The organism is Pseudomonas sp. 382, from assembly GCF_002759075.1.
Lineage (GTDB): Bacteria > Pseudomonadota > Gammaproteobacteria > Pseudomonadales > Pseudomonadaceae > Aquipseudomonas > Aquipseudomonas vlassakiae.
Genome location: NZ_PEMX01000011.1, coordinates 73,007 through 98,618, shown reverse-complemented (window position 1 = coordinate 98,618; position 25,612 = coordinate 73,007). Strand labels below are relative to the sequence as shown.

At 62.3% G+C, this 25,612-nt stretch carries 21 protein-coding genes; 7 read left to right on the top strand and 14 right to left on the bottom strand.

The window, feature by feature from the left end:
- Positions 1 to 9: 9 nt before the first annotated feature.
- The 8 genes from murB to CQW31_RS14830 form a co-directional block, all read right to left on the bottom strand.
- Positions 10 to 1,029 (bottom strand): UDP-N-acetylmuramate dehydrogenase, encoded by a 1,020-nt coding sequence (gene murB, locus CQW31_RS14865; RefSeq protein WP_099814824.1) that lies wholly within the window; start codon positions 1,027 to 1,029, stop codon positions 10 to 12.
- Positions 1,026 to 1,490: a low molecular weight protein-tyrosine-phosphatase gene (locus tag CQW31_RS14860; RefSeq protein ID WP_099814823.1), complete on the bottom strand. Its 465-nt coding sequence runs from the start codon at positions 1,488 to 1,490 to the stop codon at positions 1,026 to 1,028. Before CQW31_RS14860 ends, murB begins: the two co-directional genes overlap by 4 nt.
- Positions 1,490 to 2,254 (bottom strand): 3-deoxy-manno-octulosonate cytidylyltransferase, encoded by a 765-nt coding sequence (kdsB, locus tag CQW31_RS14855; protein WP_099814822.1) that lies wholly within the window; start codon positions 2,252 to 2,254, stop codon positions 1,490 to 1,492. The genes CQW31_RS14860 and kdsB overlap by 1 nt, the downstream gene beginning before the upstream one ends.
- Positions 2,251 to 2,436, bottom strand: a complete 186-nt coding sequence (locus CQW31_RS14850) for a Trm112 family protein (protein WP_003247142.1) — start codon at positions 2,434 to 2,436, stop codon at positions 2,251 to 2,253. The genes kdsB and CQW31_RS14850 overlap by 4 nt, the downstream gene beginning before the upstream one ends.
- A gap of 43 nt (positions 2,437 to 2,479) precedes the next feature.
- Positions 2,480 to 3,481, bottom strand: a complete 1,002-nt coding sequence (lpxK, locus tag CQW31_RS14845; RefSeq protein WP_099814821.1) for a tetraacyldisaccharide 4'-kinase — start codon at positions 3,479 to 3,481, stop codon at positions 2,480 to 2,482.
- Complete coding sequence (locus tag CQW31_RS14840; RefSeq protein WP_054883740.1) at positions 3,481 to 3,915, bottom strand: biopolymer transporter ExbD; 435 nt, start codon at positions 3,913 to 3,915, stop codon at positions 3,481 to 3,483. Before CQW31_RS14840 ends, lpxK begins: the two co-directional genes overlap by 1 nt.
- Positions 3,912 to 4,547 (bottom strand): MotA/TolQ/ExbB proton channel family protein, encoded by a 636-nt coding sequence (locus tag CQW31_RS14835; RefSeq protein ID WP_023379394.1) that lies wholly within the window; start codon positions 4,545 to 4,547, stop codon positions 3,912 to 3,914. Before CQW31_RS14835 ends, CQW31_RS14840 begins: the two co-directional genes overlap by 4 nt.
- 163 nt (positions 4,548 to 4,710) lie before the next feature.
- Entirely contained in the window at positions 4,711 to 6,918 is a 2,208-nt protein-coding gene (locus CQW31_RS14830) for a DNA internalization-related competence protein ComEC/Rec2 (protein ID WP_099814820.1), read from the bottom strand.
- Positions 6,919 to 7,060: 142 nt separating this feature from the next.
- Here CQW31_RS14830 and CQW31_RS14825 point away from each other — a divergent pair, with 142 nt between their 5' ends.
- A complete protein-coding gene (locus tag CQW31_RS14825; protein WP_143524221.1) occupies positions 7,061 to 7,687 on the top strand; it encodes a DUF2062 domain-containing protein in 627 nt (208 codons plus the stop codon).
- Here CQW31_RS14825 and CQW31_RS14820 read toward each other — a convergent pair.
- The 3 genes from CQW31_RS14820 to CQW31_RS14810 form a co-directional block, all read right to left on the bottom strand.
- A complete protein-coding gene (locus CQW31_RS14820; RefSeq protein ID WP_099814819.1) occupies positions 7,571 to 8,350 on the bottom strand; it encodes an ABC transporter permease in 780 nt (259 codons plus the stop codon). The genes CQW31_RS14825 and CQW31_RS14820 overlap by 117 nt on opposite strands.
- Positions 8,347 to 9,279 (bottom strand): ABC transporter ATP-binding protein, encoded by a 933-nt coding sequence (locus tag CQW31_RS14815; RefSeq protein WP_054883736.1) that lies wholly within the window; start codon positions 9,277 to 9,279, stop codon positions 8,347 to 8,349. Before CQW31_RS14815 ends, CQW31_RS14820 begins: the two co-directional genes overlap by 4 nt.
- A gap of 133 nt (positions 9,280 to 9,412) precedes the next feature.
- Positions 9,413 to 10,036 (bottom strand): glutathione S-transferase, encoded by a 624-nt coding sequence (locus CQW31_RS14810; RefSeq protein ID WP_099814818.1) that lies wholly within the window; start codon positions 10,034 to 10,036, stop codon positions 9,413 to 9,415.
- A 221-nt stretch (positions 10,037 to 10,257) separates the two neighbouring features.
- On the opposite strand from CQW31_RS14810, the gene CQW31_RS14805 reads away from it, so the two are divergent.
- The 6 genes from CQW31_RS14805 to CQW31_RS14780 all read left to right on the top strand — a co-directional run bounded on the left by CQW31_RS14805 (position 10,258) and on the right by CQW31_RS14780 (position 18,332).
- Positions 10,258 to 12,705 (top strand): acyl-CoA dehydrogenase, encoded by a 2,448-nt coding sequence (locus CQW31_RS14805; protein ID WP_099814817.1) that lies wholly within the window; start codon positions 10,258 to 10,260, stop codon positions 12,703 to 12,705.
- A 68-nt stretch (positions 12,706 to 12,773) separates the two neighbouring features.
- Positions 12,774 to 13,175 carry a PA2817 family protein gene (locus tag CQW31_RS14800; RefSeq protein WP_099814816.1) on the top strand — a complete coding sequence of 134 codons (402 nt, stop codon included), beginning with the start codon at positions 12,774 to 12,776 and terminating at the stop codon, positions 13,173 to 13,175.
- 371 nt (positions 13,176 to 13,546) lie between these two features.
- Complete coding sequence (locus CQW31_RS14795; RefSeq protein ID WP_099814815.1) at positions 13,547 to 14,089, top strand: fimbrial protein; 543 nt, start codon at positions 13,547 to 13,549, stop codon at positions 14,087 to 14,089.
- An 89-nt stretch (positions 14,090 to 14,178) separates the two neighbouring features.
- Entirely contained in the window at positions 14,179 to 14,931 is a 753-nt protein-coding gene (locus tag CQW31_RS14790; RefSeq protein WP_099814814.1) for a molecular chaperone, read from the top strand.
- 393 nt (positions 14,932 to 15,324) lie between these two features.
- Positions 15,325 to 17,172, top strand: coding sequence for a fimbria/pilus outer membrane usher protein (locus tag CQW31_RS14785; protein ID WP_256587407.1), 1,848 nt, complete (start codon positions 15,325 to 15,327; stop codon positions 17,170 to 17,172).
- A 56-nt stretch (positions 17,173 to 17,228) separates the two neighbouring features.
- Positions 17,229 to 18,332, top strand: a complete 1,104-nt coding sequence (locus CQW31_RS14780; protein ID WP_099814812.1) for a fimbrial protein — start codon at positions 17,229 to 17,231, stop codon at positions 18,330 to 18,332.
- On the opposite strand, the gene CQW31_RS14775 is transcribed toward CQW31_RS14780, so the two are convergent.
- Genes CQW31_RS14775 through CQW31_RS14765 form a run of 3 tightly spaced genes read right to left on the bottom strand, consistent with a single transcriptional unit; the run spans position 18,313 to position 25,609 of the window.
- Positions 18,313 to 22,164, bottom strand: a complete 3,852-nt coding sequence (locus CQW31_RS14775) for an RHS repeat domain-containing protein (protein WP_099814811.1) — start codon at positions 22,162 to 22,164, stop codon at positions 18,313 to 18,315. The two genes, CQW31_RS14780 and CQW31_RS14775, sit on opposite strands and share 20 nt — an antisense overlap.
- 53 nt (positions 22,165 to 22,217) lie before the next feature.
- Positions 22,218 to 22,724, bottom strand: coding sequence for a hypothetical protein (locus tag CQW31_RS14770; RefSeq protein ID WP_099814810.1), 507 nt, complete (start codon positions 22,722 to 22,724; stop codon positions 22,218 to 22,220).
- Positions 22,724 to 25,609 (bottom strand): hypothetical protein, encoded by a 2,886-nt coding sequence (locus tag CQW31_RS14765; protein WP_099814809.1) that lies wholly within the window; start codon positions 25,607 to 25,609, stop codon positions 22,724 to 22,726. The genes CQW31_RS14770 and CQW31_RS14765 overlap by 1 nt, the downstream gene beginning before the upstream one ends.
- Positions 25,610 to 25,612: the final 3 nt, after the last annotated feature.

Sequence of the window (25,612 nt, the reverse complement as noted above, 5' to 3'; positions counted from 1 at the left end):
GCAGATCGATCAGTACAGGTTGGGCTCCATCTCCAGCGCCACCCCGAACCGCTCCAGGATATCCGCCTGGATCCGCTGCGCCAGCGCATGCACCTGCGCACCACTCGCCTGGCCATGATTGACCAACACCAGCGACTGCAACCGATGCACCCCGGCATCTCCCTCGCGATAACCTTTCCAGCCCGCTTGTTCGATCAGCCAGCCCGCTGCCAGCTTCACCTGGCCATCAGCCTGGGGATAAGCGACCACACCCGGATACTGGGCACGGATGCGCGCCACCTGCTCAGCCGACACGACCGGGTTCTTGAAGAAGCTCCCGGCATTACCCAGCTCGGCGGGATCCGGCAATTTCTCGCGACGAATGCTGCAAATCGCGTCACTGATCGCCTGCGCGGTCGGTTGTTCGACGCCCTGCTCCGCCAGCCGCTGGCGCACCGGGCCATAGTCCAGATGTGCCTGCAGCTCATGGCGCAGGGCAAAGCGTACACGCAGAATCAACCAACGCCCCGGGTTGCGCTTGAATACGCTGTCGCGGTAACCGAAAGCACAGGCCTCCAGGTTGAAATCGCGCAGTGCTCCGGTTTCACGGTCCAGCGCAGTCAGGCCGGCGAACACATCCTTGATCTCGACCCCATAGGCGCCGACATTCTGCATCGGCGCAGCCCCCACGGTGCCGGGGATCAGGCTGAGGTTTTCCAGGCCGCAGTAGCCTTGGGCCAGCGACCATTGCACGAACGGGTGCCAGGGTTCACCCGCTTGCGCTTCGACCACCACACGTTCGCCATCGTCGCTCATGACTCGCCGACCACGGCTGGCCATGTGCAACACCACTGCGTCGATATCGCGAGTCAGCAGCAGGTTGCTCCCACCCCCGATCACGTGCACCGCCAGCTTGCGCTGGCGCGCCCGAGCCAGCACCTCGCGCACGTCTTCATCGCTGTGCGCCTGGGTGAAATAACGGGCTTTCACATCGATGCCAAAGGTGTTGTAGGGCTTGAGCGAAACCTGTTCCTGCCAAACCGCTGTCATAACCGCCCCTTGATTTCCACGACCAGCTCGCGGCACGCAGCCTCGATCAGGTCGAGCACCTGCTCGAAGCCCTCAGCACCGCCATAGTAAGGGTCGGGCACCTCGTCCAGGGCCGCGCCATAGCGGCGCAGGAACAGGTCGAGTTCGCCAGCGGCGTCGTGTGGGCGCAGGGCGCGCAAGTGGCCAAGGTTGCTTTCATCCATGGCCAGGATCAGGTCGTACTCGGCGAAATGCGCCGGCTTGACCTGCTGGGCACGTTGCTGCGACAAATCATAACCACGCGCCAACGCAGCCTTGCAGGTGCGGCTGTCAGGTGCCTTGCCGACATGCCAGTCGCCGGTACCGGCAGACGCCACATGCACCTGCTCAGCCAAGCCGGCGGCCTGCAACTGATGACGCAGCACGCCTTCGGCGGTGGGCGATCGGCAGATGTTGCCGAGGCAGACGAACAGGATGCGCATCAGGCCTCCAGCAAGCGCCGTACGCGCTCCAGGTCTTCAGGGGTATCGACGCCCACGGCTGGCGCTTCGATAGCATCCTCGACGTGAATGCGCACGCCGTGCCACAGTGCACGCAACTGCTCCAGGGCCTCGGTCTGCTCGAGCCAGCACGGGCCCCAGCTGACGAAATCCTGGAGGAAGCCGACGCGGTAGGCGTACATGCCGATATGGCGGCGATACGGCACGCCTTCCGGCAGCACGTTACGATCCTTGGCAAAGGCATCACGGGCCCAAGGCAGCGGCGCGCGGCTGAATGTCAGGGCCAGGCCGTTCTTGTCGCTGACCACCTTGACGGCATTGGGGTTGAATACCGTTTCTGGCTCATGGATCGGCTCGGCCAGGGTGGCGATACCCGCTTCCGGGTGGGCAGCCAGGTTGGCGGCCACCTGGTCGATGATCACTGGCGGGATCAGCGGCTCGTCACCCTGCACGTTGACCACGATGGCCTCAGCCGAAAGGCCCAGGTGCTCGGCCACTTCGGCCAGGCGGTCGGTGCCCGATTCATGGTCGACGCGGGTCATCAGCACTTCGGCGCCGAAGGCCTGGCAGGCTTCTAAGATGCTCGCGTCATCGGTGGCGATGACCACACGGCTGGCGCCGCTCTTGCGCGCCTGCTCCCAGACGTGCTGGACCATCGGCTTGCCGGCGATCGCCAGCAATGGCTTGCCCGGCAGACGCGTGGAGCGCAGCCGGGCAGGAATTACCACGGTGAAATCCACGCTCATTTGTCCAGACGCTCGTCGTCGGTCAGGGTACGAGCTTCGCTTTCCAGCATCACCGGAATACCGTCGCGGATCGGGTAGGCCAGGCCTGCGCCCTTGCTGATCAGCTCGGTCTTGTCGGCGCTGAGCTTGAGCGGGCCCTTGGTGATCGGGCAGGCCAGGATATCGAGCAGTTTGGTGTCCATGGGAGCGTCCTTGAGGCCGGATGGCCAGAAATTGAAGTAGGGCTCAGGGCTTGCGCAGCAAGCGCTGCAGCTGGCTGTCGAACCAGGCGCCGAAGGCTGGCGCAGGCTGTGCATCGACAGCCAGGTACCACCAGTCATCGGCAGCGAAGGCCCGGCATTTCACCGCATCCTTCTCGGTCATGACCAGCGGCAGCGCCGGGCTGAACGCCAGGCTTTCGGCGCTGAACTGCGCGTGGTCGGCAAAGGGATGCGGCACCGGTTGCCAGTTTAGCCCCAGCAGGGTATTGAAGAAACGTTGCGGGTTGCCGATACCAGCAACCGCGTGCAGGCGCTGGCCTGCCGGGAAATGATCCAGCCCACGGCGCTCGCCGCTGCGCAGGTTCACCAGGGCGGACGGCTGCAGGCGCAAAGCGAAACCCTCGGCGCGGTCTTCACTGGCGCCGTTGAACAGCACGGCGTCGGCATCCTGCAGCCGCTCGGCAGGCTCGCGCAGCGGCCCGGCCGGCAGGCAACGGCGATTGCCAAGGCCACGGGCAGCATCGATCAGCACCAGTTCAAGGTCACGGGCCAGGCGGTAGTGCTGCATGCCATCGTCACACAGGATCAGGTCCAGTGGCTCGCTGGCCAGCAGCGCCTTTACCGCAGCAGATCGGTCAGGGTCGATCATCAGCGGCACATCCGTGCGCTGGACGATCAGCAAGGGTTCGTCGCCGGCCTGTGCGGCTGGCTGGCTGGCGTCCACACGCCATGGGTAGTGTGGCGGCTTGGCACCGTAACCACGGCTGACCACGCCAACCTTGAGGCCCTGGCGACGGCAATGCTCGATCAGCCAGAGAATCATCGGTGTCTTGCCGGTGCCACCCACGGTGATGTTGCCTACCACGATGACCGGCACCGGTGCCCGGTAGCTGGCACTCTCACCACTGAGAAAACGCGCGCGCCTGCGCGTCACCACGCGCCGGTACAGCGCTTCGAGCGGGCGCAGCAGCGCCAGGGCCGGATGCCCGGCGTACCAGGCGGCGAGCAAGCGGTCGGCGAGCGCCATTAAGGTGTCCCCTGGGCAGCCTCGACGGTGGTCATGCGCAGGTGGCTGAAACCGAGCTTGCCGGCGGCATCCATTGCGGTGACCACGGCCTGGTGCGGGGTCTTGCCATCGGCGCTGATGGCCAGCGGCAACTTGTTGTCACCCCCCGACTCGCGCTCGATGGCCTCGGTCAGGGTCGCCAGGTCGCTCTTGGGTAGCAGGTGATTGTTCACCGAATACACGCCATCGGCGCTGATGGTCACTTCAACCAGCTTGCCCTGGTCCGCCGGCGGCTGCTCGGCGCTCGCCGCCTCGGGCAGCTCGACACGCAACTGGGTCTCGCGGGTGAAGGTGGTGGTGACCACGAAGAACAGCAGCAGGACGAACACCACATCGATCAGCGATGCGAGGTTGATGTCGACGTTCTCCCGCTGGCGATTGCGCCGGAACTTCACGCCTTGCCTCCGGCCACTTCCACTTCGCGGTCGCCCTGGATCACCTCCACCAGTTTGATCGCCTCCTGCTCCATGCCCACCACCAGTTCGTCGATGCGGCGCAGCAGGAAGCGATGGAAGAACACCGCCGGGATACCGACCATCAGGCCGGCTGCGGTGGTGACCAGGGCCTTGGAGATACCACCGGCCAGCACCGCGGCATTGGCGGTCATCTGCGAGCCCATGAAAGCGCTGAAAATGTCGATCATGCCCAGCACGGTGCCCAGCAGGCCGAGCAGCGGCGCCATGGCAGCGATGGTGCCGAGGGTACTGATGTAGCGCTCCAGTTCGTGGATGACGCGCGAGGCGGCTTCCTCGATGCACTCTTTCATGATTTCGCGGCCATGGCGCGAATTGGCCAGGCCCGCCGCGAGGATCTCGCCCAGCGGCGAATCAGCACGCAGGGCCTTGAGTTTGTCACTGGTGAGTTGCTTGTCCTTGATCCATATCCATACCTGGCCCAGCAGGTGCGGCGGGGTAACGCGGCTGGCGCGCAGGGTCCACAGGCGCTCGACGACGATAGCCATGGCGGCGATGGAACTCAGAATGATCGGCAGCATCATCCAACCACCGGACTTGACCAATTCCCACACAGTAAACGCCCTCTGGAAAAAGGCCGCCACTCTAACACAGGAGCGCAAGGGGCTCATCTGCCGGAGGTCAGGGAAATGCTGCTGGGGCTCGCGAGTGTTCGCCATCACAGTTCGATGTCACAGGCGCTGAAGATCTCATGGCAGGCACCTATCAGCCCCAACCTCACCGCCCCCGCCAGAACCTTCTCTGCCAACGCACTCCCGCCACCTCCCCCTGCCCACCCAACACCACCCGCAAAGCCCCGTCCACCGCAGTGTCATGCACCACTACCCCATGCCGCCGATACCGCTCGACCACCTGCGCATGCGGATGCCCGAAGCTGTTGTTGCGCCCCCGCGAAATCAGCACCCCACGGGGTGCCGTGGCGCGGATGAAGGCCTCGCTGGAGGATGTACGGCTGCCATGGTGCGGCGCCTGCAGCCAATCGACAGCAGGCGTTTCGGTATCCGCCAGCCAAGCCCGCTCGGCGCCGGCCTCCATATCCCCCGCCAACAGCATCCGCTCGCCTTGTGCCTCGACCATCAGCACACAGGAGCGGTCATTGCTGCTCTGCCCGTCCGACCAGCGCCAGAGAGAAAAGCCCACGCCGTCCCATGTCCATCGCTCGCCACGGGTGCAAGGTTGCAACTGAACGTCGGCCAGCGCTTCGCCACCAATGGCCCGCCTGACCGGCAAGCCTCGGTGGATGGCCGCAGCGCCACCGGCATGGTCGGCATGAGCATGACTGATCAACATCACATCCAACTGCCGCACACCCAATTTATGCAAGGTCGGCAACACCACACGCTCGCCCAGGTCACTGTCACCCCGCGCAGGGCCTGCGTCGTAGAGCAGGCTGTGATGACGCGTGCGCAGCAGTACCGCCAAGCCTTGACCAACGTCCAGCTGCCAGACCTCGACCTGCCCATGCGGTACCGAATCCCGCGGCAGCCAAAGGGCCAGCAGCATGACCCCGCCAAGGCCGCGAAGCGGCACACCACGAGGCAGCAACAGCAGCAGAGCCCCGGCACACACCATTAACCAGGCCAATACCGGCAGTGCCGGCGGCATCCATACCGGCCGCCACTGCGCCATCAAGGCAAGCAGGCGAAACAGGAGATCCAGCGAGCCGCCCGCGACCCACAGCAAGCCCTCGCCGACACCTGCCAGTGGCAATAACAGCGTACCGAGCAATGCCAGCGGCAACACCGCCAGGCTGACCCAGGGCACCGCCAGCAGGTTGGCCACAGGCGCACTCAGGCTAACCGGCAAGCCTGTAGCCAACAGCACCGGCAAAAGACCGACAGCGATCACCCACTGAGCCCGCGCCCAGGCCTGCCAGGGTCGCCAACCGCCAATCCGTGCGGCAAAGCTGTAGATGAGGATCGCCACCGCTGCGAACGACAGCCAGAAGCCGGGTAACAACGCCGCCAGGGGTTCGACCAGCAATACCAGAATCAACGCCAGCAACAGCGGGAACGTCGCCCCAAGCTGGCGGAAACGCAGGCGCCACAACAACACCACTGCCAGCATCAGGCAGGCTCGCTGCACCGGCACGCCGGCGCCGGCCAGCCAGCCGTAGGCCAGCGCCGCCGCCAGCGCCAGCCCGCACGCCCACGGCAACCATGGCCATCCCCGCGGCCAGAGACCCCAGCGCGCCAAGCCCGCAACCAAGGCATACAACAAACCCGCGACCAGCCCGATGTGTTGCCCGGATATCACCAGCAAGTGCACCGTGCCCGTAGCCTGCAACGTCTGCCACTGCTCGCGGGCCAAGCCCGCCCCGTCGCCGAGTACCAAGGCCACCAATGCCGCTTCCTGCCCTTGGGCATCAACCTTGAGCAAACGCTCGCGCAAAGCATCCCGCCACCCTGGAGCCACCGGGTGCAGCACCTGCCCCGCCTTTACCGTGCCGGTGGCGCCGATACGTCGCGCCAGCAGCTGGGCCTCACGATCCGGGCCATGAGGGTTCAGCAAGCCGACCGGGCGCTGCAAGGTGACCGCCAAGCGCCAATGCTCGCCAGCCCGTATGGCCGGCCCATCGAACCAGCTCAATTGCAGGCGCCGGGGCAGTTCGGCGCGGCGCGAGCGAGGCTGATCCAACTCGAAGCGCACGCCCTGCGCAGTTCGCGTCGGCAAGCCGACGACCCGGCCCTCCAGCCAAAGCGTGCGGCCATCCAGGCCCGCGGTCAGGCGATCATCCAGGGCCTGCTGGGCCGACCAGCAGGCCCAGCACAGCCCCAGCACGAAACAGCCCAGTGGCCATAACCGCGTGCACAGGCAAAAGATTGCGCCGAACAAAAGCAGCAAAAGCCATCCGACAGATGGCAAAACGGGAAGCAGGCCCAGGCACAGCAGCCCGAGCGCGAGCGCAAACATCCCTGTGCGCATGAAGTAGAGCTCCAGAAGCAACATCGCTTACAGAGGCATAGACGAAAAGCCGGCTTTGTCCGCTCAACAATTGTCACAAACTCTAAACGAGGCCGACCGGGAATCGAGGCATACTGCCCCAATCAACGCTCCGGGAGCCTACATGCCGCGCCGACTTTTCAAACGCTACATGCCGGACCCGACCAGTATTCGGGAACACAAGTCCTTACGCTTTTTCGGCAAGCTGCTGCATGACCCGAACCTCTGGCATCTCAACCGCCACTCGGTGGCGCGAGCCATGGGTGTAGGCCTGTTCGCCGCGTTGATCCCCATTCCCATGCAGATGCTGCTGGCCGCGGCACTGGCGATCCCGGTGCGCGGCAACCTGCCGATCGCCGTCAGCCTGGTCTGGCTGACCAACCCGCTGACCATGCCACCGGTGTTCTTCGTCACCTACATGACCGGCGCCTGGCTGATGCAGATTCCGCCACGCAGCCTGCCGGACGAACTGACCTTCGAATGGATCACCGACCAGCTGGCCACGCTGTGGCAACCGTTCTTGCTGGGTTCGGTGGTGTGCGGGGTGGTGCTCGGCGTACTCGCCTACTTCGCCACCCTGCTGTACTGGCGCTGGTGGATTGGCCGGCAGTGGCGCCGGCGCAAGCAACGGCTGTCAGGCGCGCATGCCGCGGCCGCTGACCAGCAGCCGCACGCAAAGCACATAGAGCACTGCGGTGGCCACCAGCATGAAGGTGATCGCCGTACCAATACTGATATCCGAAACCCCTAGGATGCCGTAGCGGAACGAGTTGACCATGTGCAGCACCGGGTTGGCCAGCGACACGGTCTGCCAGAACGGCGGCAGCAGGTTGATCGAGTAGAACACCCCGCCCAGGTAGGTCAGCGGGGTCAGCACGAAGGTCGGGATGATCGAGATATCGTCGAAGTTGCGCGCGAATACCGCGTTGACGAAGCCCAGCAACGAAAAGATGGTCGCGGTCAGCAGCACCACGACAACCGTCACGCCCAGGTGGTGCACCTGCAGGTCGGTGAAGAACAGCGACAGGATGGTTACGATCACCCCGACCGCCAGCCCCCGCAGCACGCCACCCAGCACATAGCCGACCAGGATGGTATGCGGCGACACCGGCGACACCATCAGCTCTTCGATCGAGCGCTGGAACTTGCTGCCGAAGAAGCTCGACACCACGTTGCCATACGAGTTGGTGATCACCGACATCATGATCAGCCCCGGCACGATGTACTGCATGTAGGTAAAGCCACCCATGTCACCGATCTGCCGGCCGATCAGGTTACCGAAAATGACGAAGTACAGGACCATGGTGATCGCCGGCGGCAGCAGGGTCTGCGGCCAGATACGCAGGAAGCGCCGCACTTCGCGGTAGACGATGGTCTGCAGGGCAACCCAGTTGGTGCGCAGTTCGACACTCATACGGCCACCTTCGACAGGTTTTTTTCCACCAGGGACACGAACAGCTCCTCGAGTCGGTTGGTCTTGTTGCGCAGGCTCTGCACTTCGATGTTCTGCAGCGCCAGCTGGCCGAACAGCGCGGTGATACCGCTGTCTTTTTCCACCTGCACTTCCAGGGTGTGCGGGCTCAGCAGCCGGCACGGGTAGCCCTGCAGCACGGGCGCCGTGGCCAGGTCCTGCTTGAGGTCGAGGACGAAGGTCTCGACATGCAGCTTGCCCAGCAGTTGGCGCATGCTGGTGTTCTCGACGATGGTGCCGTGGTCGATGATGCCTATGTTACGGCACAGCTGCTCGGCCTCTTCCAGATAATGGGTGGTGAGGATGATGGTGATGCCCTTCTGGTTGAGCTCGGTCAGGAAGCTCCACATCGAACGGCGCAGCTCGATGTCCACGCCAGCGGTAGGCTCGTCGAGGATCAGCAGGCGTGGTTCATGGATCAGCGCGCGGGCGATCATCAGGCGGCGCTTCATACCGCCAGACAGCGAGCGCGACGGCACATCGCGCTTGTCCCACAGACCCAGCTGGGTCAGATACTGTTCGGCGCGCTCCTTGGCGATCTTGGCCGGGATACCGTAATAGCCCGCCTGGGTGACGACGATATCGAAGCATTTCTCGAACTGGTTGAAGTTGAACTCCTGCGGCACCACGCCCAGGCAACGCTTGAGCGCCGAGGGCTCACGGTCCAGATCGTGGCCAAACACGTTCACCGTGCCACTGGTCTTGTTGACCAGGGTCGAGAGGATGCCAATGGTGGTGGACTTGCCGGCACCGTTGGGGCCGAGCAAGGCGAAGAAGTCGCCTTCGGCAACATCCAGATCGATGCCCTTGAGGGCCTGGAAGCCGTTGCCGTAGGTCTTGGTCAGCTGTCGGATGGACAGGGCGGAACTCATAGCGGGTCACTTACCGAAGAAAAAGGTGCAGGACACGCCAGGGCAGATCACTGGCGCAGTGAGTGCGGCCATGGTGCAAGGCCAGGCCGCACAAGTACAGTCACATGTATTGATAATGACTATCGAAGCAAGGTCAGGTCAGCGCGGTCATCACTGCAGCCTGGTAGGCCGGGCGGGTCTTGAGCCGCGCGTACCAGGCTTCAAGGTGACGCATGGCCGGGCGCTCGATGGGCATCTCGAACCAGGCATAGACGAAGCTACCCAGTGGGATGTCGCCCATGCCGATCTGGTCACCGGATAGATACGCCTGCTTGGCCAGCGTTTCATCGGCAATGGCCAGCAACTGAGCGCATTGCTTGTGCGCGGCATTGATCGCCACCCAGTCGCGCTGGTCTTCGGGGGTGCGCAGCAGGCCCCAGAACAGCGGTCGGAACGACCCGGCGAAGGACGAGGTGGTCCAGTCCATCCACTTGTCGGCTTGGGCGCGCTGGCGTGGATCTTCCAGGTACCAGCCCTGCTCTGCACCGTATTCGGCGCACAGGTAGCGGACGATGGTATTGGACTCCCACAGGGTCAGGTCGCCGTCCTCCAGCATCGGTACCAGGCCGTTTGGGTTGCGGGCACGGTAGTGCGGCTCGTTGACCACGCCGAAGGCGCCGCCAGCGTCGATCGATTGGAAATCCAGCCCCAGTTCGTGGGCGATCCACAGCGCCTTGCGCACATTGCTCGAATTCTTGCGGCCCCAGATCTTCAGCATGGCAACGTCCTTATGAATGCGGAGGTGGGACAGTCTACTCCAGAGTTTTATCGTCTGTACCGGCCTCTTCGCGGCCTTGCCCGCGAAGAGGCCGGTACAGACAAACAAAACGCTGAAACTCTGACCGCCACACCCTGTCACTGTTCTGACCCTGCCGTTCACAGCGTTACGTCTAAGCTGACTGGGACGGCTCAAGCCCTTGGTTCCAAGGAGGACCGATTATGTTGCTGTTGTGGTTGGTGGTGCTGGTGATCGGCGCGGCATACCTCACGCACCGGCGCCTGGCGCCCTTGCAGATTCTTGGCAGCATTGCCGCGTACGTGCTGCTGATGGGCATTTTCAGCAGTGCCCCTGGCTGGCTGCTGGCACTGTTCTGGATCGTGTTGGCGCTGAAGGCTGCCCTCGTGGCGCTGCCGCAATGGCGGCGCAAGGTGTTCAGCGGCCCGGTGTTCAAGTGGTTCCAGCGCACCTTGCCGCCGATGTCGCAGACCGAGCGTGAAGCCATCGACGCCGGGACCGTGTGGTGGGACGGTGAACTGTTCAGCGGCCGCCCCGACTGGCGTACCCTGCTCGCTTATCCGGCGCCCACCCTCAGCGACGAAGAACAGGCCTTCATCGACGGGCCCACCGAAGCGCTCTGCGCCATGGTCAGCGATTGGCAGATCGGCCAGGACCTGGATCTGCCGCCCGAGGCCTGGGCGCACATCAAAGCGAATGGTTTTTTTGCCCTGATCATCCCCAAGGAGTATGGCGGCAAAGGCTTCAGCGCCTACGCCCACTCGCAGGTTGCCATGAAACTGGCCACCCGCAGCGGCGACCTTGCGTCCACGGTGATGGTGCCAAACTCCCTCGGCCCGGCAGAGTTGCTGTTGCATTACGGTACCGACGAGCAGCGCAATCACTATCTGCCACGCTTGGCCCGCGGCGACGAAATACCCTGTTTCGCCCTCACCGGCCCTCTGGCCGGCTCTGACGCCGGAGCCATGCCTGACACCGGCGTGATCTGCAAAGGCCAATGGCAGGGCGAAGAAGTCATCGGCCTGCGCCTGAACTGGGAAAAGCGCTACATCACCCTGGGCCCGGTCGCCACTTTGCTGGGCCTGGCTTTCAAGGCCTACGACCCGGACCATCTGCTGGGCGAGGAAGAAGAACTGGGTATCAGCCTGGCGCTGATCCCCACCGACACCCCCGGCGTGGACATCGGCAAGCGCCATCTGCCGCTGGGCGCAGCGTTCATGAATGGCCCCAACAGCGGCAAGGACGTGTTCGTGCCGCTGAGCTTCCTTATCGGCGGCCAGGCCATGCTCGGCAAGGGCTGGATGATGCTCATGAATTGCCTGTCGGTGGGCCGTTCGATCTCGCTGCCCGCCGTGGGCACCGGCGCGGCCAAGTACACCAGCCTGGTCACTGGCCAATACGCCAATATCCGCGAGCAGTTCAACGTGCCGCTGGCTGCCTTCGAGGGCATCCAGGAGTCGCTGGCACGCATCGGCGGCAACGCCTGGCTGATGGACAGCGCCCGCCTGCTCACCGCCAAGGCCGTGGACCTGGGCGAAAAACCCTCGGTGCTGTCGGCGATCCTCAAGTACCACCTCACCGAGCGCGGTCGCGAATGCATCCAGCACGCCATGGACGTGCATGGGGGCAAGGGCATCATCATGGGCCCGAACAACTACCTGGGGCGCAACTGGCAGGGCGCGCCGATCTTCATCACCGTCGAAGGGGCCAACATCCTCTCGCGCAACTTGATGATCTTCGGCCAGGGCGCTATCCGCTGCCACCCCTTCGTGCTCAGGGAAATGGCCCTGGCCGCCCGCGAAGACCGCGACCAGGCGCTGGTCGAGTTCGATGACCTGCTGATGAAGCACATCATGTTCGCCGCCGGCAATGCGGCCAGCACCTTGATCTACGGCCTGGGCTTGGGTCGCCTGGAGCAGATGCCAGGCGACGCCCTGAGCCAAGGCTACTTCCGCGCCCTCAACCGCCAGGCGGCGGCGTTCGCGATGATGGCCGACCTGTCGATGATGCTGCTGGGCGGGGCACTGAAGCGCCGCGAGCGCCTCAGTGCCCGCCTCGGCGATGTTCTCAGCTACCTGTACCTCGCCAGCGCCGCCCTCAAGCGTTATCACGATCAGGGTTCGCCCGAATACCTGCAGCCGCTGTTGCGCTGGGCCATGGAAGAAAGCCTGGGCCAGGCGGAGCATGCGCTGGACCGCCTGCTCGACAACTTCCCCAACCGTTTTGTCGGCTGCGCACTGCGGGTGCTGGTATTCCCCTTCGGCCGTCGCCATACAGGGCCCAGTGATGAACTGGATGCCGAAGTGGCCGAGCTGATCGGTCGGCGCAAGGGCGACCCGGCGCTGGAAGCGCTGCTCGCCGGCTGTTACCGCCCGCAAGCAGAAAACGACCCGGTCGCCGCGCTGCAAAGGGCCAGCGACCAGCTCGACGACACGGCGCCGCTGCGCAAGGCACTTCACCAGGCCATCAAGGAAGGCAAAGTCCAGCCAACCCCCGGCCAATCCAGCATCGACGCCGCCGTCGAGGCAGGCGTACTGCAACCTGGCGAAGGTCAGCGCCTGCTCGATGCCGAACAGGCGCGGCGCAAGGTGATCGATGTCGATGCCTTCGACAAGGCACAACTGCTCGCTGAACCCGGCACGGTGCGCTGACCCTTCGCGAGCATCGGGGGGCGGCGTATACTCCGCCCCCCGTTTCAGCCATACCGAGGACCCATTCCATGGCCAACCCCCACCTGGAATATCACCTGCAACTGCTCCAGCACCTGCGCACCATCCTGGTGGCGCTGGGCGAGGCAGAGCAGGTGCCGGAAGAAAGCCACGCCCTGTTCCTCGAACGCTTCGACGAACTGCTGACGCTGTTGCCACAGGACCCGCTGCAAAGCCAGTACCTGGGCCAGGACCTGATCTGCCAGGTGATACAGCGTTATCCGCAAATTGCCCACCTGGTGCCTCGCGACCTGCTGTGGTTCTTTGCCGGTGACTGCTTGCACTTCATGCCGGACGAAGAGCTCGCCCTGTACCAGCAGCTCGAAGAACGCCGCTACGAAGCTGAGCAGAACGATGAACCGTTCGACTGGCATCAGGAAAAACAGCTGCTCGGCCAGGGCGGCACGCACTGACCTCCTACCTACAGACGTCTCGCGCCCGGGCGTGAGACGCCTCCTTGCGCGCATCACCTGTTTGCCTTTCCTTCCCTTTCCTGCACTACATACAAGCCTTACATTAAAACCAGAAAAAACTTATACCCCAACCCTTGAACTTACTTGACCGGTTAAATTAATACTTACCCTCATCAGAATTTACAACTTTAAAAACTCCATATTTCACTTGGATTAAAAATATATTAAGCACACCAAGAAATAACCATTGCAGAACAAAAGCACAAATTCATAAGATGCCCCCGAAGCCAAGTTAAACGATACAGCGCAGTGCTGTCTCGCGCACTTCAAACGCTTCAACACCATAAACAACATCCACTTCGGGACATCTTATGAAGAAGTCACTGCTTGCCCTTTCAGCTGGCGTAATATTGAGCACCGCAGGTACCAGCGCATTTGCCAACACTGGAAATATCATCTTTCAAGGCTCTATCACCGACGTGACCTGCCCCATCGTGATCAGTCCGCCCGGCGGCGGTGCTGGCACTACCATCGATATGGGAGCGTTACCTAAAGCGGCGTTCGGAGGCAATGTTGGCGTGGACGTCAACCAGAAGCGTTTTGAACTCATCGTGCCAGACAAGTCCGAATGCGCGTCGTTGGGCGATGAAGTGCACGTCACCTTCAGTGGCACTGCAGATGGCACTGACAACAATTACTTCGCCGTCACCGGCGCCAGCCCCGCCCCAGGGGTTGCGCTTGGTTTGAAAGACTGGAGCGACACCCTGGTTGCTCCGGGCAGCCCCTCCACCCCGCAACCACTGCAGGCCTCCGGCGAGACTCGCTTGCCATTCACGGCCTACTACCGCTCCGTCGCAACGGTTGGTGCAGGCAATGCTTCGGCCAACCTCAACTTCACCGTAGAAACGCCGTGACCTGCGCGCCCCTGGGCAATCCAGGGGCATGATCCCCCCCCTGCTGAACCTCCGGGCGCGCCCGCGCGCCTGGAACCTGGAGCAATCCCATGTCCGGAAATTCACTACTGGCCGTATGCATGCGCGTGTCTTCTGCCTGGATGACCTTGCTGCTGCTCGCCACTCCCTTCAATGCCAGCCACGCAGCCTTGAGCCTGAACAGCACCCGATTGGTATTCGTCAGCGACAAGACCAGTGCTTCGACCGTCGTTCGCAACCCCAGCAAACAAACCTATGCCGTGCAGGCCTGGGTCAATACTGCCGAGGACATGGCGACGATACCGGTACCCTTCATCGCCTCCCCGCACCTGTTTCGCCTGGGCCCAGGCGACGATCAACAGCTGCAGATCAATGCATTGCCCAACACGTTACCGACCGACCGCGAATCCCTGTTCTACCTCAATGTTCAGGAAATACCGCAGACCGACAAAGACGCCGACAACGTATTGAATATTGCGTTGCGCACCCGTATCAAACTGTTCTATCGCCCCCACCAGATAACCGGTTCATTGACCCGACAGATTAACGAGTTGAAATTCTCATTCAACAACAATAACGGACAAGCCGAATTACTGGTGGAGAACCCTACACCGTTTCATATCACGTTCAGGCGTTTGGAAGTCAATGGCAAAGGCCAGCATTACACGTTGAAATCTGCCGACATGCTCTTGCCACTCAGCACCCAGGCCTACCCCTTGACCGGGATAAAGCCCGCCACCGACCTGCAGGCGCAGTTCACGGTGATCAACGACTTCGGCGGCAATACCGAGCCTGTGAAGGCGCCGGTAAGCATGGCCCGCTAAGGCAACGCCGCGCTCTACGCAAGGACTCCTGCACATGCACTCTTTTCACCATCACTGGCGTGCCGTAAGCCGCCGGCGGCACGCACTCCTTTGCCTGTTCGGTAGCATTTCGGCAATGCTGCACATTCCCGCAAGTCACGCCGAACCTGAATTCGAGAGCGGCTTTCTGCACCAGGTGCCCGGGCAGCCCGAACAAGCCAGTGCGTGGGCGCTGCAGAAACTGCTCGCCGATCAGTCCTTGGCACCTGGCGCCTATCGCGTTCAAGTAGCGGCATCAATGCCGCTTTCTTCAATTACCAGGCGTCCACCCAGCAAGGTCACAGTCGCACACGAGGCCGCTCCAGCAGCCACGATCTGTACCTCAACAGCGGCCTGAATTTCGGCGAGTGGCGCTTGCGCAGCACTCAGTCCTGGCGCCAGGACAACAAGGGCCTGCAAGAATGGACCAGAGGCCAGACTTACGTCCAACGCGATCTGCCCGGCACCCACGCCAACCTGACCCTGGGTGAAACCTTCACCAGCAGCGATGTGTTTCGCGGCGTCCCGATTGCGGGCGTGCGCGTAGCCTCGGATCTGTCCATGCTCCCGGACTCGCAACAGGGTTACGCCCCCGTTATCCGAGGCGTGGCACAGAGCCGCTCGAAACTGGAAATCTGGCAGAACGGCTATCCGGTCTATTCCACTTACGTCAGTGCGGGCCCTTACGTCATCGATGACCTGAGCACCTCGGGCAGTGGCGAACTGGAGGTGGTGTTGACCGAGGAGGACGGCCAGGTGCGCCGGTTCATCCAGCCTTACTCGACACTGGCCAACCAGTTGCGCCAAGGTGTGTGGCGCTACAGTGCCACGCTGGGACGCTACAACCCTGCAAGCGCACAGGAAAAGCCCCTGCTCTGGCAAGGTACCCTGGCCATGGGCACGCACTGGAACGCCACACTGTACGGCGGGCTCATGGCCAGCGAATTCTACCGAGCGGGGGCACTGGGCATCAGCAAGGACCTGGGTGAAATCGGCGCAGTGGCGGTCGATGCCACGCGCTCGCTCACCGACCTTGATGCCAGTGCGGGCGGCGCGGTGCAGGGGATGAGCTACGCAGCAAGGTATGGCAAGTCCTTCAACACCCAGACGACCCTGCGTTTTGCCGGCTACCGCTATTCGACGCCCGGCTACCGGGATTTCGACGAAGCAGTGAACCAGCGCAATCGCGACAGCCAATTCCTGGGCGGGCGCCGCAGCCGCCTGGAGGCCTCCGCGCACCAACGGGTGGGCAAGTCCAGTTCATTGACCCTGACCGTTTCACAACAGGACTATTGGCACTACTCCGCCACCCAGCGGCAGTACCAGCTCAATTTCAGCACCCACCACAGTGGCATTACCTACAACCTGTATGCCTCGCAATCGCTGACGGACAAAAACCGCAGTGACCAGCAAATTGGCCTGATGCTGTCGATGCCGTTGCAGTTTGGACGCTCCACCAACGCCAGCTTCGAGATGCGCAAAAGTGACAATGGCTACAGCCAACGTGCCTCGCTCAGCGGCAGAGGCAACGATGCACTCAGTTACAGCGCCAGCGTCAGCCAGGAGCATGACCACAATAAAGTCGCCTCGCTGGCACTGGGCTATCAAGGACCACAAGCCTCGCTGGGCAGCGGTTTTACCCAAGGCCACGGCTATCGCAACCTGAACCTCAATGCCAGTGGGGCCGTGCTGATGCATGCCGATGGCGTGGCGTTCAGCCCTTACCTGGGCGATACCGCCGGGCTGATAGAGGTCCCCGGGATTGCCGGTGTGGGTCTGCTCAATGCCGACACACGTACCAATGCCGACGGCTTCGCCATCGTGCCAGCTCTGCAACCCTATCGGCGCAATGCCCTGGAACTGAACACCGACCGTCTCGGGCTGGACGTGCAGATCGACAACGGCACCGCCCAGGTAGTACCGCGCCGAGGCGCGGTGGTCAGGCAACGCTTCGAGGCGCGGCAGGTATCGCGCCTGGTGCTGACGCTGCACGATGCCAACGGGCACCCCCTGCCCTTCGGTGCCCAGGTCACCGCCAGCGACGGTGAAGTGCTGGGTGTAGTGGGCCAGGCAGGCCAGTCGTTGTTGAGCACCCATGATCGCCCGCAGCAACTGCAAGTGAACTGGGGAGAGCGATCTCAAGCGCAGTGCCAACTGTCCCTCGACCCCCAGGCGATACCGTTGGTCGAGGGCTATCGACTGCACACCCAGGCATGCCTGTAGCGAATCAATACCGGCACAGCGCCATCGCGGTGCCGGTGCGAGCAAGGACAACATCGATGAAGTTGATCAACACCACCACCCTGCGCCATGCCCTGCTGGCAAGCATCGCCTGGTCGGCCACCACTGCCCTGGCCGATGACAATGTAGGCTACTGCGAGCTGAGACCAATAGGACGCGGCACGCTCAAGGTCTACCAACGAAACATGGGCACCCTCTATGTGCCACGGGACGCCAGGATAGGGACCGTGATCGGGCCGGCGGACGTAACCGTAATCACTCCCGACGACAGCAACCTGGAACTGAGGTGCGTAGCCGACGATGATGGCCCTATTCACTTCGAGGCCAAGGCAACCAGAGGCGTTCACCCCGGTCCCCTGCCGCCGATAAACGGCCAGGACGTCAACGGTCACGTATTGCAGACCAATGTACCGGGTATAGGCGTCGTGATGAGATTGGCCCAACCATTCTTGAAGCTTCCGGAATGGGGGCCCATCGGCCGTAATCCGCCTCTGGTGCCCTTCACTGCCTTCCACGTCAAACATCCATTCGTCACCGGGCAATTGCTTGGCTGGCGCCACGGCATAACGCTGGTCAAAACCGGCGACATTGCGCCAGGCGCGCACGACATAAGAGGCGTGCTGGTTACGGGCCATGTTGACCGCACCTTCAACCATGTGATGAATTACACCTTGCTCGCGACAATAATCCAGACTCAATGCAATACCGCAGGCCAACCGGTCAACCCGAGCCCGGTAGAGCTGGGTGAGTGGAGCAAGGCCGATTTCACTCATGTCGGCTTCAAGACACCACTCAAGCCGTTCCAGATCAGCCTGACCAACTGCCAGGTCGACCCAGACGACCCTGACAACCTGACCACAGCGACCATCGAGTTGAACGGTATCAACGGCTCCGGGCCGATCGAGGCCAATGGCGAAAACGTCTTCAGCCTCACCGATGATTCCGACGCACGTGGCATAGGCATCCAGGTGCTCTACCAAGGCAACCCGATGCCACTGGACACAGAGCTGCCACTGACCCCCGTGCAAGGCGGCAGCACGCTGCTGAACTTCCAGGCCCGTTTTTATCAGACCGAGCCCAGCAGCGCGGTGCGCGCAGGCAACGCCAAGGGAGCACTGAAGTTCACCCTGCGCTATCGCTGACCGCTGAGGTGCCCGAAAGGATGTTTTCAGGGTCGTAGTGATAACGTTGGCTTTCACCTTCTGGTGTCGTCACGCTGACCAGGCGGTTGAGCGCGTCATAGCGCAACTGCCTGCCTTGCTCATCTTTCGTCAGGTTGCCGTTGGCGTCGTATTCGAGGTCGATGGGGGGCGCGTCGGCAGGTTCGATCCTTTGCAGCTGAGCCGGGTCCGTGCCGTCGAACACGTACTTTGTGCGAACCGGCCGGCCGCCCGGCTCCTGGGTGAGCACAGAGGTGATGTTATCCACTGCGTCAAAGCCGAACAGCTGCATGGCTATGGTTCTGCCTGAAGGGTCGACCGGAGCCAGCGGGCCCTCGCAGTCATATCGAGACAAACGCCCGCGCAAGTCGTACTGGTAGGTTTCATGGCGCAGCAACACGGACTGTACTTCGTCGCCGTCTTTCGGCCGCTCCTTGAGTGTGCGGTACTCCAGGCAGTCGAATTCGTCGTAGCCCTGTTCCAGCGTCTGCACGGTATCGGCAAATTCGAATGTGCGCTGGGTCTCGCGGTCGAACTCGTCATAGTCCAGGGTTGTTGTCAGCGCCTGATTGTCGACCAGGTCGAGCGTGGTGATACTTTGCTGGCGACCCAGTTCGTCATACAGGAAAGTGGCCCGCAACAACACCTGCTCATCGAATGGCCGGCGCCGCGACCCGTTGGCCTGCGGCGCAGAGGGTGCCCTTAGCTCGGTGTAATCCAGGCGGCCATTGTCATCGTATGCATTGACCTGGGTCTGGCCCTGAACATCCTCATAGGCGCGCAACCGGCTCCGATAACTGTAGCTGTAGCTCATGTGGTAAGGCTCGCCATCCACCTCACGCGTTTCGCTTTTCACTTCGCCGTGGCTGAAATACGTACGGTCCATTTTATACGCCGGTTCATCGCAGTGGGTGAGCCTGGCGTTGAGCTTGTCGTAGGTGTAATTGGCTTCAGTGCCAGCCAACACCCTCCAGGTGGGTTCCTCGCCAAGCAGGGGGTTGTATTTGTAATCCACGTGAGTGCCATCTGCCGCAGTCATCCGCCAGGGTTGGCGCTGGCCCGGGTCGTAGCTGAACTTCTGCAGCCGCCCACCGGTGGTGGCACTGGTGCGCCGGTCGAGGCCATCGAATGTCTGCTCGCCCAATAACATGGCACTTTCAAAGGCCTTGCCGACGCGGATACTGACCGGGACATCACCGGTGCTGTGGCGTGCATAGGTGCGATAGACGGTGTTGCCGTCGGCCAGGCGCTGCTCCAGCAGGCGGTCGAACGGATCGTGGAGAAACGTTTCAACCCGTTGCTTGGCACCGCTGCCCAAGGTTTGCCGGCGAATCCGGCCAAGGCCGTCGTAATCATTGACCTGCACGCTGACACTCTGCCCTTGCTCGCCGAAACGCTCAATGCGGCTGGCCTTTTCGAACAGGTTCATGTGCGTTTCGACCACACCGCTCAACTTGATCCGCTTGCCCTCATCGTCGCGGCGGTCGTCACGTTCCCGCCAGGCGCGCCGAACCGGTCCCAGCGCCGATGCCAGATGGTCGGTCTGCTCGACGTTGATGACCCCGTCCGGGTCGGTGACGCTGTACTGCTCTCCCCAGTCATCGTAGTGGTAGGCACTTGCAAGCTCCAACAAACGATCACCCAACCAGTCAATTTCGGTTTCTACACTCAATTGGCCGAATTCATCATAAAGGGCCCGGTAGATGGGGCGTGGTGCGCCCGCGAAGGTCGTACTGTCGGTATCCTGCCGCTCTTCGAAAATGGCCCGCCCAAGCCCGTCGAACAGGGTGCGGGTCTGCACCTGTTTGACATCCTGCGCCCATTGCTGGGCCTGCTCGTTGTCATAGGCGCAGAGGAAGTACTGGTAACGACGCGACGCTTCGTATTCTGTGCCCGGCGCTACCGTTTCCAGGGTCACCCGGCGCAGGGCGTCATACACATAGCGTATCTCGACATCGTTGTCGTCGCGGTTGAGCAGAGGCTCACCCGTTTGCAGGTCGTGCTCCAGCGTCAGGCTCTTGCGCTGGCCATCGTAGCCGGTGAGGGTCTCGCCAGACTGCAACGCGCGTCCCTGGCCCGTCAGCTCGTAGCTGAACGCAGTCACGCTGTCCAAGGTTTTGCCGGGTTCGCCGGCCGGGTACTTCACGGTGCGGGTGCGCACCCGGCCATACTGGATGGCGGGTACCGATGGCTGGTCGTAGTAGAGGAATTGCGTTTCTTCCAGCACTTCATCCGCGTTACCTGCGTCCAGCAACTGCTCGTTTTCCACGAGCAGCCAGGGGTTCTCGAGGTATGCCCCCAGCGGTTGCAAGGCCTTGTAGCGATAGACGCGCTTCAACCTCGCCGCCCCGTCATGACCGGTGTCGGCAGGGCTCACCGTCCTGGACTTGAGGTGGCGTACGAAACCGGACCCGTCGCCTGGGTAGCCCTCCTCGGCGACGCTGTACCAAACCTGCGTTTCCACCACGTTATTGGCCTGCGTGCGGGTAAGCAGGTTGCCTTGATTGTCGTAACTGTTGCGGGTCGTCTCAACGCGGCGCTTGCCCGATTCGCTCGCCAGCGACCAGCGGGTGGTCTCCGTTACCGGCAGCTGAAACTGTGGTGGCTGTGCGTCAAAGTCACCATTGCTGTCACCATACTCGGTAATCGCCTCGATCACATTGTCACCCTGCTGGGTGTGCTGAAGGGTGAGCAAGTGGAAGCGGTTGAAGGTCCGGGTGATGATCCGTCTGGTTTGCAGCGGACCGTCGTCCGTTTCCAGCACAGGGCCAAGCTGCGTTTCAACCGACTGGTACGTGTAATCCGGGCCCACCTGGTAAAGGTTGTCACGCCCATCGTCCCGCCAGGGGATCGTACTGCCGCCGCCGATAAAATTGCGCGTCCCAGGGTATTCATAGGTCACCACCATCGCTGGTTGACCAAAACGCGGCGACGTTTCATGGCGGGTGACCCGCGGCAGATTGCTTGTACGGCCGGCAGACGCCGGGAATTCGTGCCCAAGGTCCTGGTAGAAGACGGCCTCGTGCCCCCCATGCGGGGTCTGGACGTTGCTCACGCACAGCAACCCGCCCTGAGTGCTGTACTCCAGATGCCAGCGAGCCTGGTTGGCGGTGGGCAGGATGACATCACTGACCCGTTTATCGGCCTGGCTCAGGGCCAAGCGGTAGCGAGCCAGTGGCTCACCATCGTCACCGCCGTAGGGATAACAGCGGATATCGACCTGATTTGCGCTGCGGGTAATCTCCAACAGGGTATCGTCAGCATCGCGTACGCTCAGGAACGGCTCGGAACCTGGGCCGAACGGGTCGCGGTGGGTAAGCCATAGCGTGTGGCCCATGGGCGAATGCATTTCAATCGGCAAGGCCACCTCGGCTTGCTGCGACTGCATGATTTCCAGCACCTCTACCAGACCGGAGCGGTGCACCAGCCGATAGCGCCCAGCCCCACCCGCTTCGGCCGGCGCTTCACGGTAGAGCTGGAACTGCTTGAGCTTTTGCTCGCGCATCAGCAACTGCCCGTCGGACTCGTCGGTGATCTGGTACGTTTCCCCACTGCTCAGTGTCACGACTTCGCTACCTTGGGTCTTGCGCACCTGGCTCAACTGCATGTTCCAGCCTTTGCCAAAACCTGAGTCTTCAGTGTTCAAGGGGGTATAGAACAGAGAAAGTTCGAAGTCCGGCCCTTGCAGCGCATTGGCCTTGAGCTCTGGCAGCTTGAGGGCGATCGTGTACTGCCCCGTACGCGGGTCGACGCCGGTCTGCACATAGGACGAAAAATTGAATGCATTGGAATGCACGGAAGTTGCTGCAGCCATGATGGATCCTCCCCGCGACGCTCAAGCCGCTGAAGTCACTTACAAGTGTTGGCTCAACGCTCTGGTGGGAAGATTTCGGTGCATGAGAGCTTCCCTTCGATATTGCCGTGATGGTATTCCGAACGGATGACCTCCACACCCGGCGCGATGATGTCTCCATATTCCCTGTTTCTCAGGTCTCGAATGTCCAGCCAGACCGAAGTCGTCGGCTGTTTGATGGCACGTACCCGGAATAACCAGTCTCCACCCCAGCATTTGAACTCCGAGCTCAGATCGATGAGCGTGGAGCTGGCCACATCCTCAAGCTTGAAAAACGTCACGACGTCGTTGCCACAGCCAGCGGTAGACATTTTGGTCTTCTTGCGCGACTCGCCCACCGCGCCGACGCTGACCGAACACTGATTGCCTCCCGGGTGCTGAGGGCCGTCCATCCTCTGGGCAAACTTGACAAGCCCCGTGTTGGCTACCTTTACAGAATCGCTCGAGGGCGCCTGCGCCGTGCCACAGCCTGCCAGCAACGCCATCAGCAGCAGGCTCGTCACACCCTTGATACTCTTCATCACTCAGCTCCTTCGAGGCGGTTGGTCAAGCGGATGACATTGCTTTGCCCGGACGGGCGGCTCGGCACACTGTGTACCAGCACGTTGCGATCACCGATGATGCTGCGTGGCAGGTAGTCGAGTTGTACAACGTGCTCGTTACCCTTCGAATCGCGTAGCCTCACGCGCAATGGTTTGCTCATTTTCGCGTACTCATCAAGATCACGGACCGCGTCCAGCCTGCGGTCACGGTTGCGGAAGTTGGCAATAAGCAGCAGCCCGGCCTCGTACTGGCTGGTGATTGGAGTGGCGAAATCGTTGCGGCCAAGAACCTCTGCCATCCTGTCATCAAAAGAAATGTTCTTCGGCTCGGCTTGCCCGTGGTTCTGGAAGGCATAACCGGTGTAGCTGTGGTACACCTCGTTGCCATAGGTGCTCTCCCAGCGGACGATCGAGGTGTTCACATCGGCTTCCAGATCACCTTCGTGCGCCGTGACGAAGTCGGCGGTGTAGAACGTGCCTGCGCGGTAGTCCAGCAACCAGTAGTCGGTCGTTACGGGATGCAGGTCGAAGTCAGGGCTTTCCGGATCCACACTGCCCTCATCTTCGCCGCCACCGTCCACGCGCTTGCGCACGAGTGTGTAGTCGGAAGACTTGTAGGGCTCCGGTGTCAATACCCGTACCTCGATGGTGCTGTTGAGCCCCCTAGAGAAGTCGGTGGAGTAGTGCCACACATCGGAATCCGACTTGAAGCCGGCATAGAAGACCGTGGAGCCGGAAGCGCCCCGTCGATGCAAGTAGAAGATCTGGCGGATGGTGCGGTCTTCATCCCCGTGAGGCGCTGCCCCCTCGCCCACCACGGGCTGGCTATCGTTAGCCAGCACGAAACGGTTCTTCACCCGGCTGGTACGCCATGCGGGGCCTTCGTCCTCGGCAATCCCCTCCTCGCTGTCGGCCAGGCTGGCGATGACTTGCCCCGAGCGATCGTACAGCGCCAGGGTGGCGATCTCGTCGATGCTCAATTTGTAATCCTTGCCGTCCACGGCCTGGGTTTGCACCGTGATTTCCACCTCCAGCTGCTGGTAGCCACTGGAAGCGACGTTGCCAACGGTACCTGAGCCGCTCTTGCCCACGGTAATGGTGAACAGGCTCAACGCCTTCCAGGTGTCGTTTTCTGCCAGGTCGGTCTGCTTGAGCACGCTATAGCCCGAGGCGAACACGACCCCGTTGTGCACGACTTCGCAAGCCACCACATTGCTCTGCGGTTGCTGTTGTGCCGAGGCCTGGAACAGGCCGGAGGGGGTCACGCTGCCGGCCCCCGCGAGCATGCGCCAGCGCCTGGCCTGATTCGGCATGATGCGGTTGACTTCGCTCAGCTGCGTGGTCCTGCCATGGCCGAGCCTGGGCATGAAGGGTGGCTCGAGCGGTAGCAGAGGCTCACCGTTGACCATGATCAGTGCGGCGTTACGTTGCTCGCCGGCGCTGGCCTGCACCTGCTGTACTGCCAACAGACGCCGCTGGGTCTGGCGATACGGCACGAACCTGGCGCTCTTGTCGCCGAGTATTGCAAGCTCACCCAGCCGTGGCTCCAGCAGCTCGAAGCTCGCGGCCTTGGGGCCAGCATTCCACACATCCAGCCCCTGTTCCTGCTGGGGGCGGAAAGCGCCAGCGCTGGGCGTGACCAGCAGATGCTCGGCGCACACCAGCAAGCGGGCTGCAGCGCGGTAGGTCTGCCCTGCTTCCTCGCGTTCGGCGGTAACGATGGCGGTGATCAGTTCATTGCCCATGTCGGCGATGGCAGGGGCCTGGTACAAGCCCCTGGCATCGATGACGCCGTGGCCGGCCTCGGTATGGCTTTGCGGGCTCAACGCTCGCCAGCTGACACCCGTGGTCACTGGCTGGCCAAACCCGTCGCGCAGGGTGAACTGCTGCCGCTCCCCAGCCACGATCACCGCACCCAGCGCAGGCTCCAGGGTCAGCTGGGTGCGCAGCGGGTCGATGTTGCCGAACAGTGCCCGGTCCCGCGGTGTATGGTCTTCGCGTTTCACAAAGGCGTTGAGCTCAGGGAACAGCAAGCGGGCCAGCAGCTCCAGCCCCTGGTCAGATGCGTGGTGGAGCAGGTTTTCGTTCAGCACCAGCGTCGCGGAATAGTCGCCATCGGGTATCAGGTAAGGGTAGTTGCTGCCAGGACGCATGCCTTCGCGGGCATTTGCCCGCAGCTGTATGAACACCAGCACTGCGCCGTCACCATGGTTCAAGGCCCCAAGTACTCGTGCTCCAGGCGCCGCCTGGGTGCGGATGATGAAGCGCGTCGGCGCCAAGGGGTCGTAGCCGGAAAAGTCCACAGTTCCCAGTTCGAATACCGCATATCGAGCCGGCAGCGCGTGTATCCAGTCCTGCAATGCCGCCGTCAGCAAGGCGTTCAGGTCAGGCGTGTTTTCGAACAGGTTGCTGGTAATGGTTGCCGCATGGGACAGGTTGAGGCTGACCCGGCCGTAGCGACTGACCTCCCCTACCACCACCTCCAGGTCGACTTCCAGTTGCACCCACAACCCCAGCGCCTCGGTCACCACGGTGCTGCTGATCAGTGTTCCGAGCTTGTCGAGGGTGCCGCTGACGATGTTCATGGTCAGGGTGGCCCTGGAGTTCTCCATCGAGGCGCTACTGAACGACAACAGCGGCGCGCCGAACTCCAGGCGTTGCACCCTCACCCTTTGGCCCACGGCCTGACCGGCCAGCACCTCGGAGAACGGCGGAAGGTAGCTGTTATCCTCCAGCCGAGCCAGATATTGCTGCTCGAGCAAACGGTTGAGGCGGCTGCGGCTATAGGCTGCGACGGCCCCCCAGCCTTCGGTCACCGAACCTTTGCTCATGCGTTCAAGCAATTGCTTCATGGAATTGGACATGGC

Coding starts and splice junctions, on each gene's coding strand:
- CQW31_RS14860 (WP_099814823.1), bottom strand. CDS start 1,490: ATGCGCATCCTGTTCGTCTGCCTCGGCAACATCTGCCGATCGCCCACC.
- kdsB (WP_099814822.1), bottom strand. CDS start 2,254: ATGAGCGTGGATTTCACCGTGGTAATTCCTGCCCGGCTGCGCTCCACG.
- CQW31_RS14850 (WP_003247142.1), bottom strand. CDS start 2,436: ATGGACACCAAACTGCTCGATATCCTGGCCTGCCCGATCACCAAGGGC.
- CQW31_RS14800 (WP_099814816.1), top strand. CDS start 12,774: ATGGCCAACCCCCACCTGGAATATCACCTGCAACTGCTCCAGCACCTG.
- CQW31_RS14805 (WP_099814817.1), top strand. CDS start 10,258: ATGTTGCTGTTGTGGTTGGTGGTGCTGGTGATCGGCGCGGCATACCTC.
- murB (WP_099814824.1), bottom strand. CDS start 1,029: ATGACAGCGGTTTGGCAGGAACAGGTTTCGCTCAAGCCCTACAACACC.
- CQW31_RS14765 (WP_099814809.1), bottom strand. CDS start 25,609: ATGTCCAATTCCATGAAGCAATTGCTTGAACGCATGAGCAAAGGTTCG.
- CQW31_RS14770 (WP_099814810.1), bottom strand. CDS start 22,724: ATGAAGAGTATCAAGGGTGTGACGAGCCTGCTGCTGATGGCGTTGCTG.
- CQW31_RS14810 (WP_099814818.1), bottom strand. CDS start 10,036: ATGCTGAAGATCTGGGGCCGCAAGAATTCGAGCAATGTGCGCAAGGCG.
- lpxK (WP_099814821.1), bottom strand. CDS start 3,481: ATGGCGCTCGCCGACCGCTTGCTCGCCGCCTGGTACGCCGGGCATCCG.
- CQW31_RS14830 (WP_099814820.1), bottom strand. CDS start 6,918: ATGCGCACAGGGATGTTTGCGCTCGCGCTCGGGCTGCTGTGCCTGGGC.
- CQW31_RS14795 (WP_099814815.1), top strand. CDS start 13,547: ATGAAGAAGTCACTGCTTGCCCTTTCAGCTGGCGTAATATTGAGCACC.
- CQW31_RS14790 (WP_099814814.1), top strand. CDS start 14,179: ATGTCCGGAAATTCACTACTGGCCGTATGCATGCGCGTGTCTTCTGCC.
- CQW31_RS14775 (WP_099814811.1), bottom strand. CDS start 22,164: ATGGCTGCAGCAACTTCCGTGCATTCCAATGCATTCAATTTTTCGTCC.
- CQW31_RS14820 (WP_099814819.1), bottom strand. CDS start 8,350: ATGAGTGTCGAACTGCGCACCAACTGGGTTGCCCTGCAGACCATCGTC.
- CQW31_RS14815 (WP_054883736.1), bottom strand. CDS start 9,279: ATGAGTTCCGCCCTGTCCATCCGACAGCTGACCAAGACCTACGGCAAC.
- CQW31_RS14780 (WP_099814812.1), top strand. CDS start 17,229: ATGAAGTTGATCAACACCACCACCCTGCGCCATGCCCTGCTGGCAAGC.
- CQW31_RS14825 (WP_143524221.1), top strand. CDS start 7,061: ATGCCGCGCCGACTTTTCAAACGCTACATGCCGGACCCGACCAGTATT.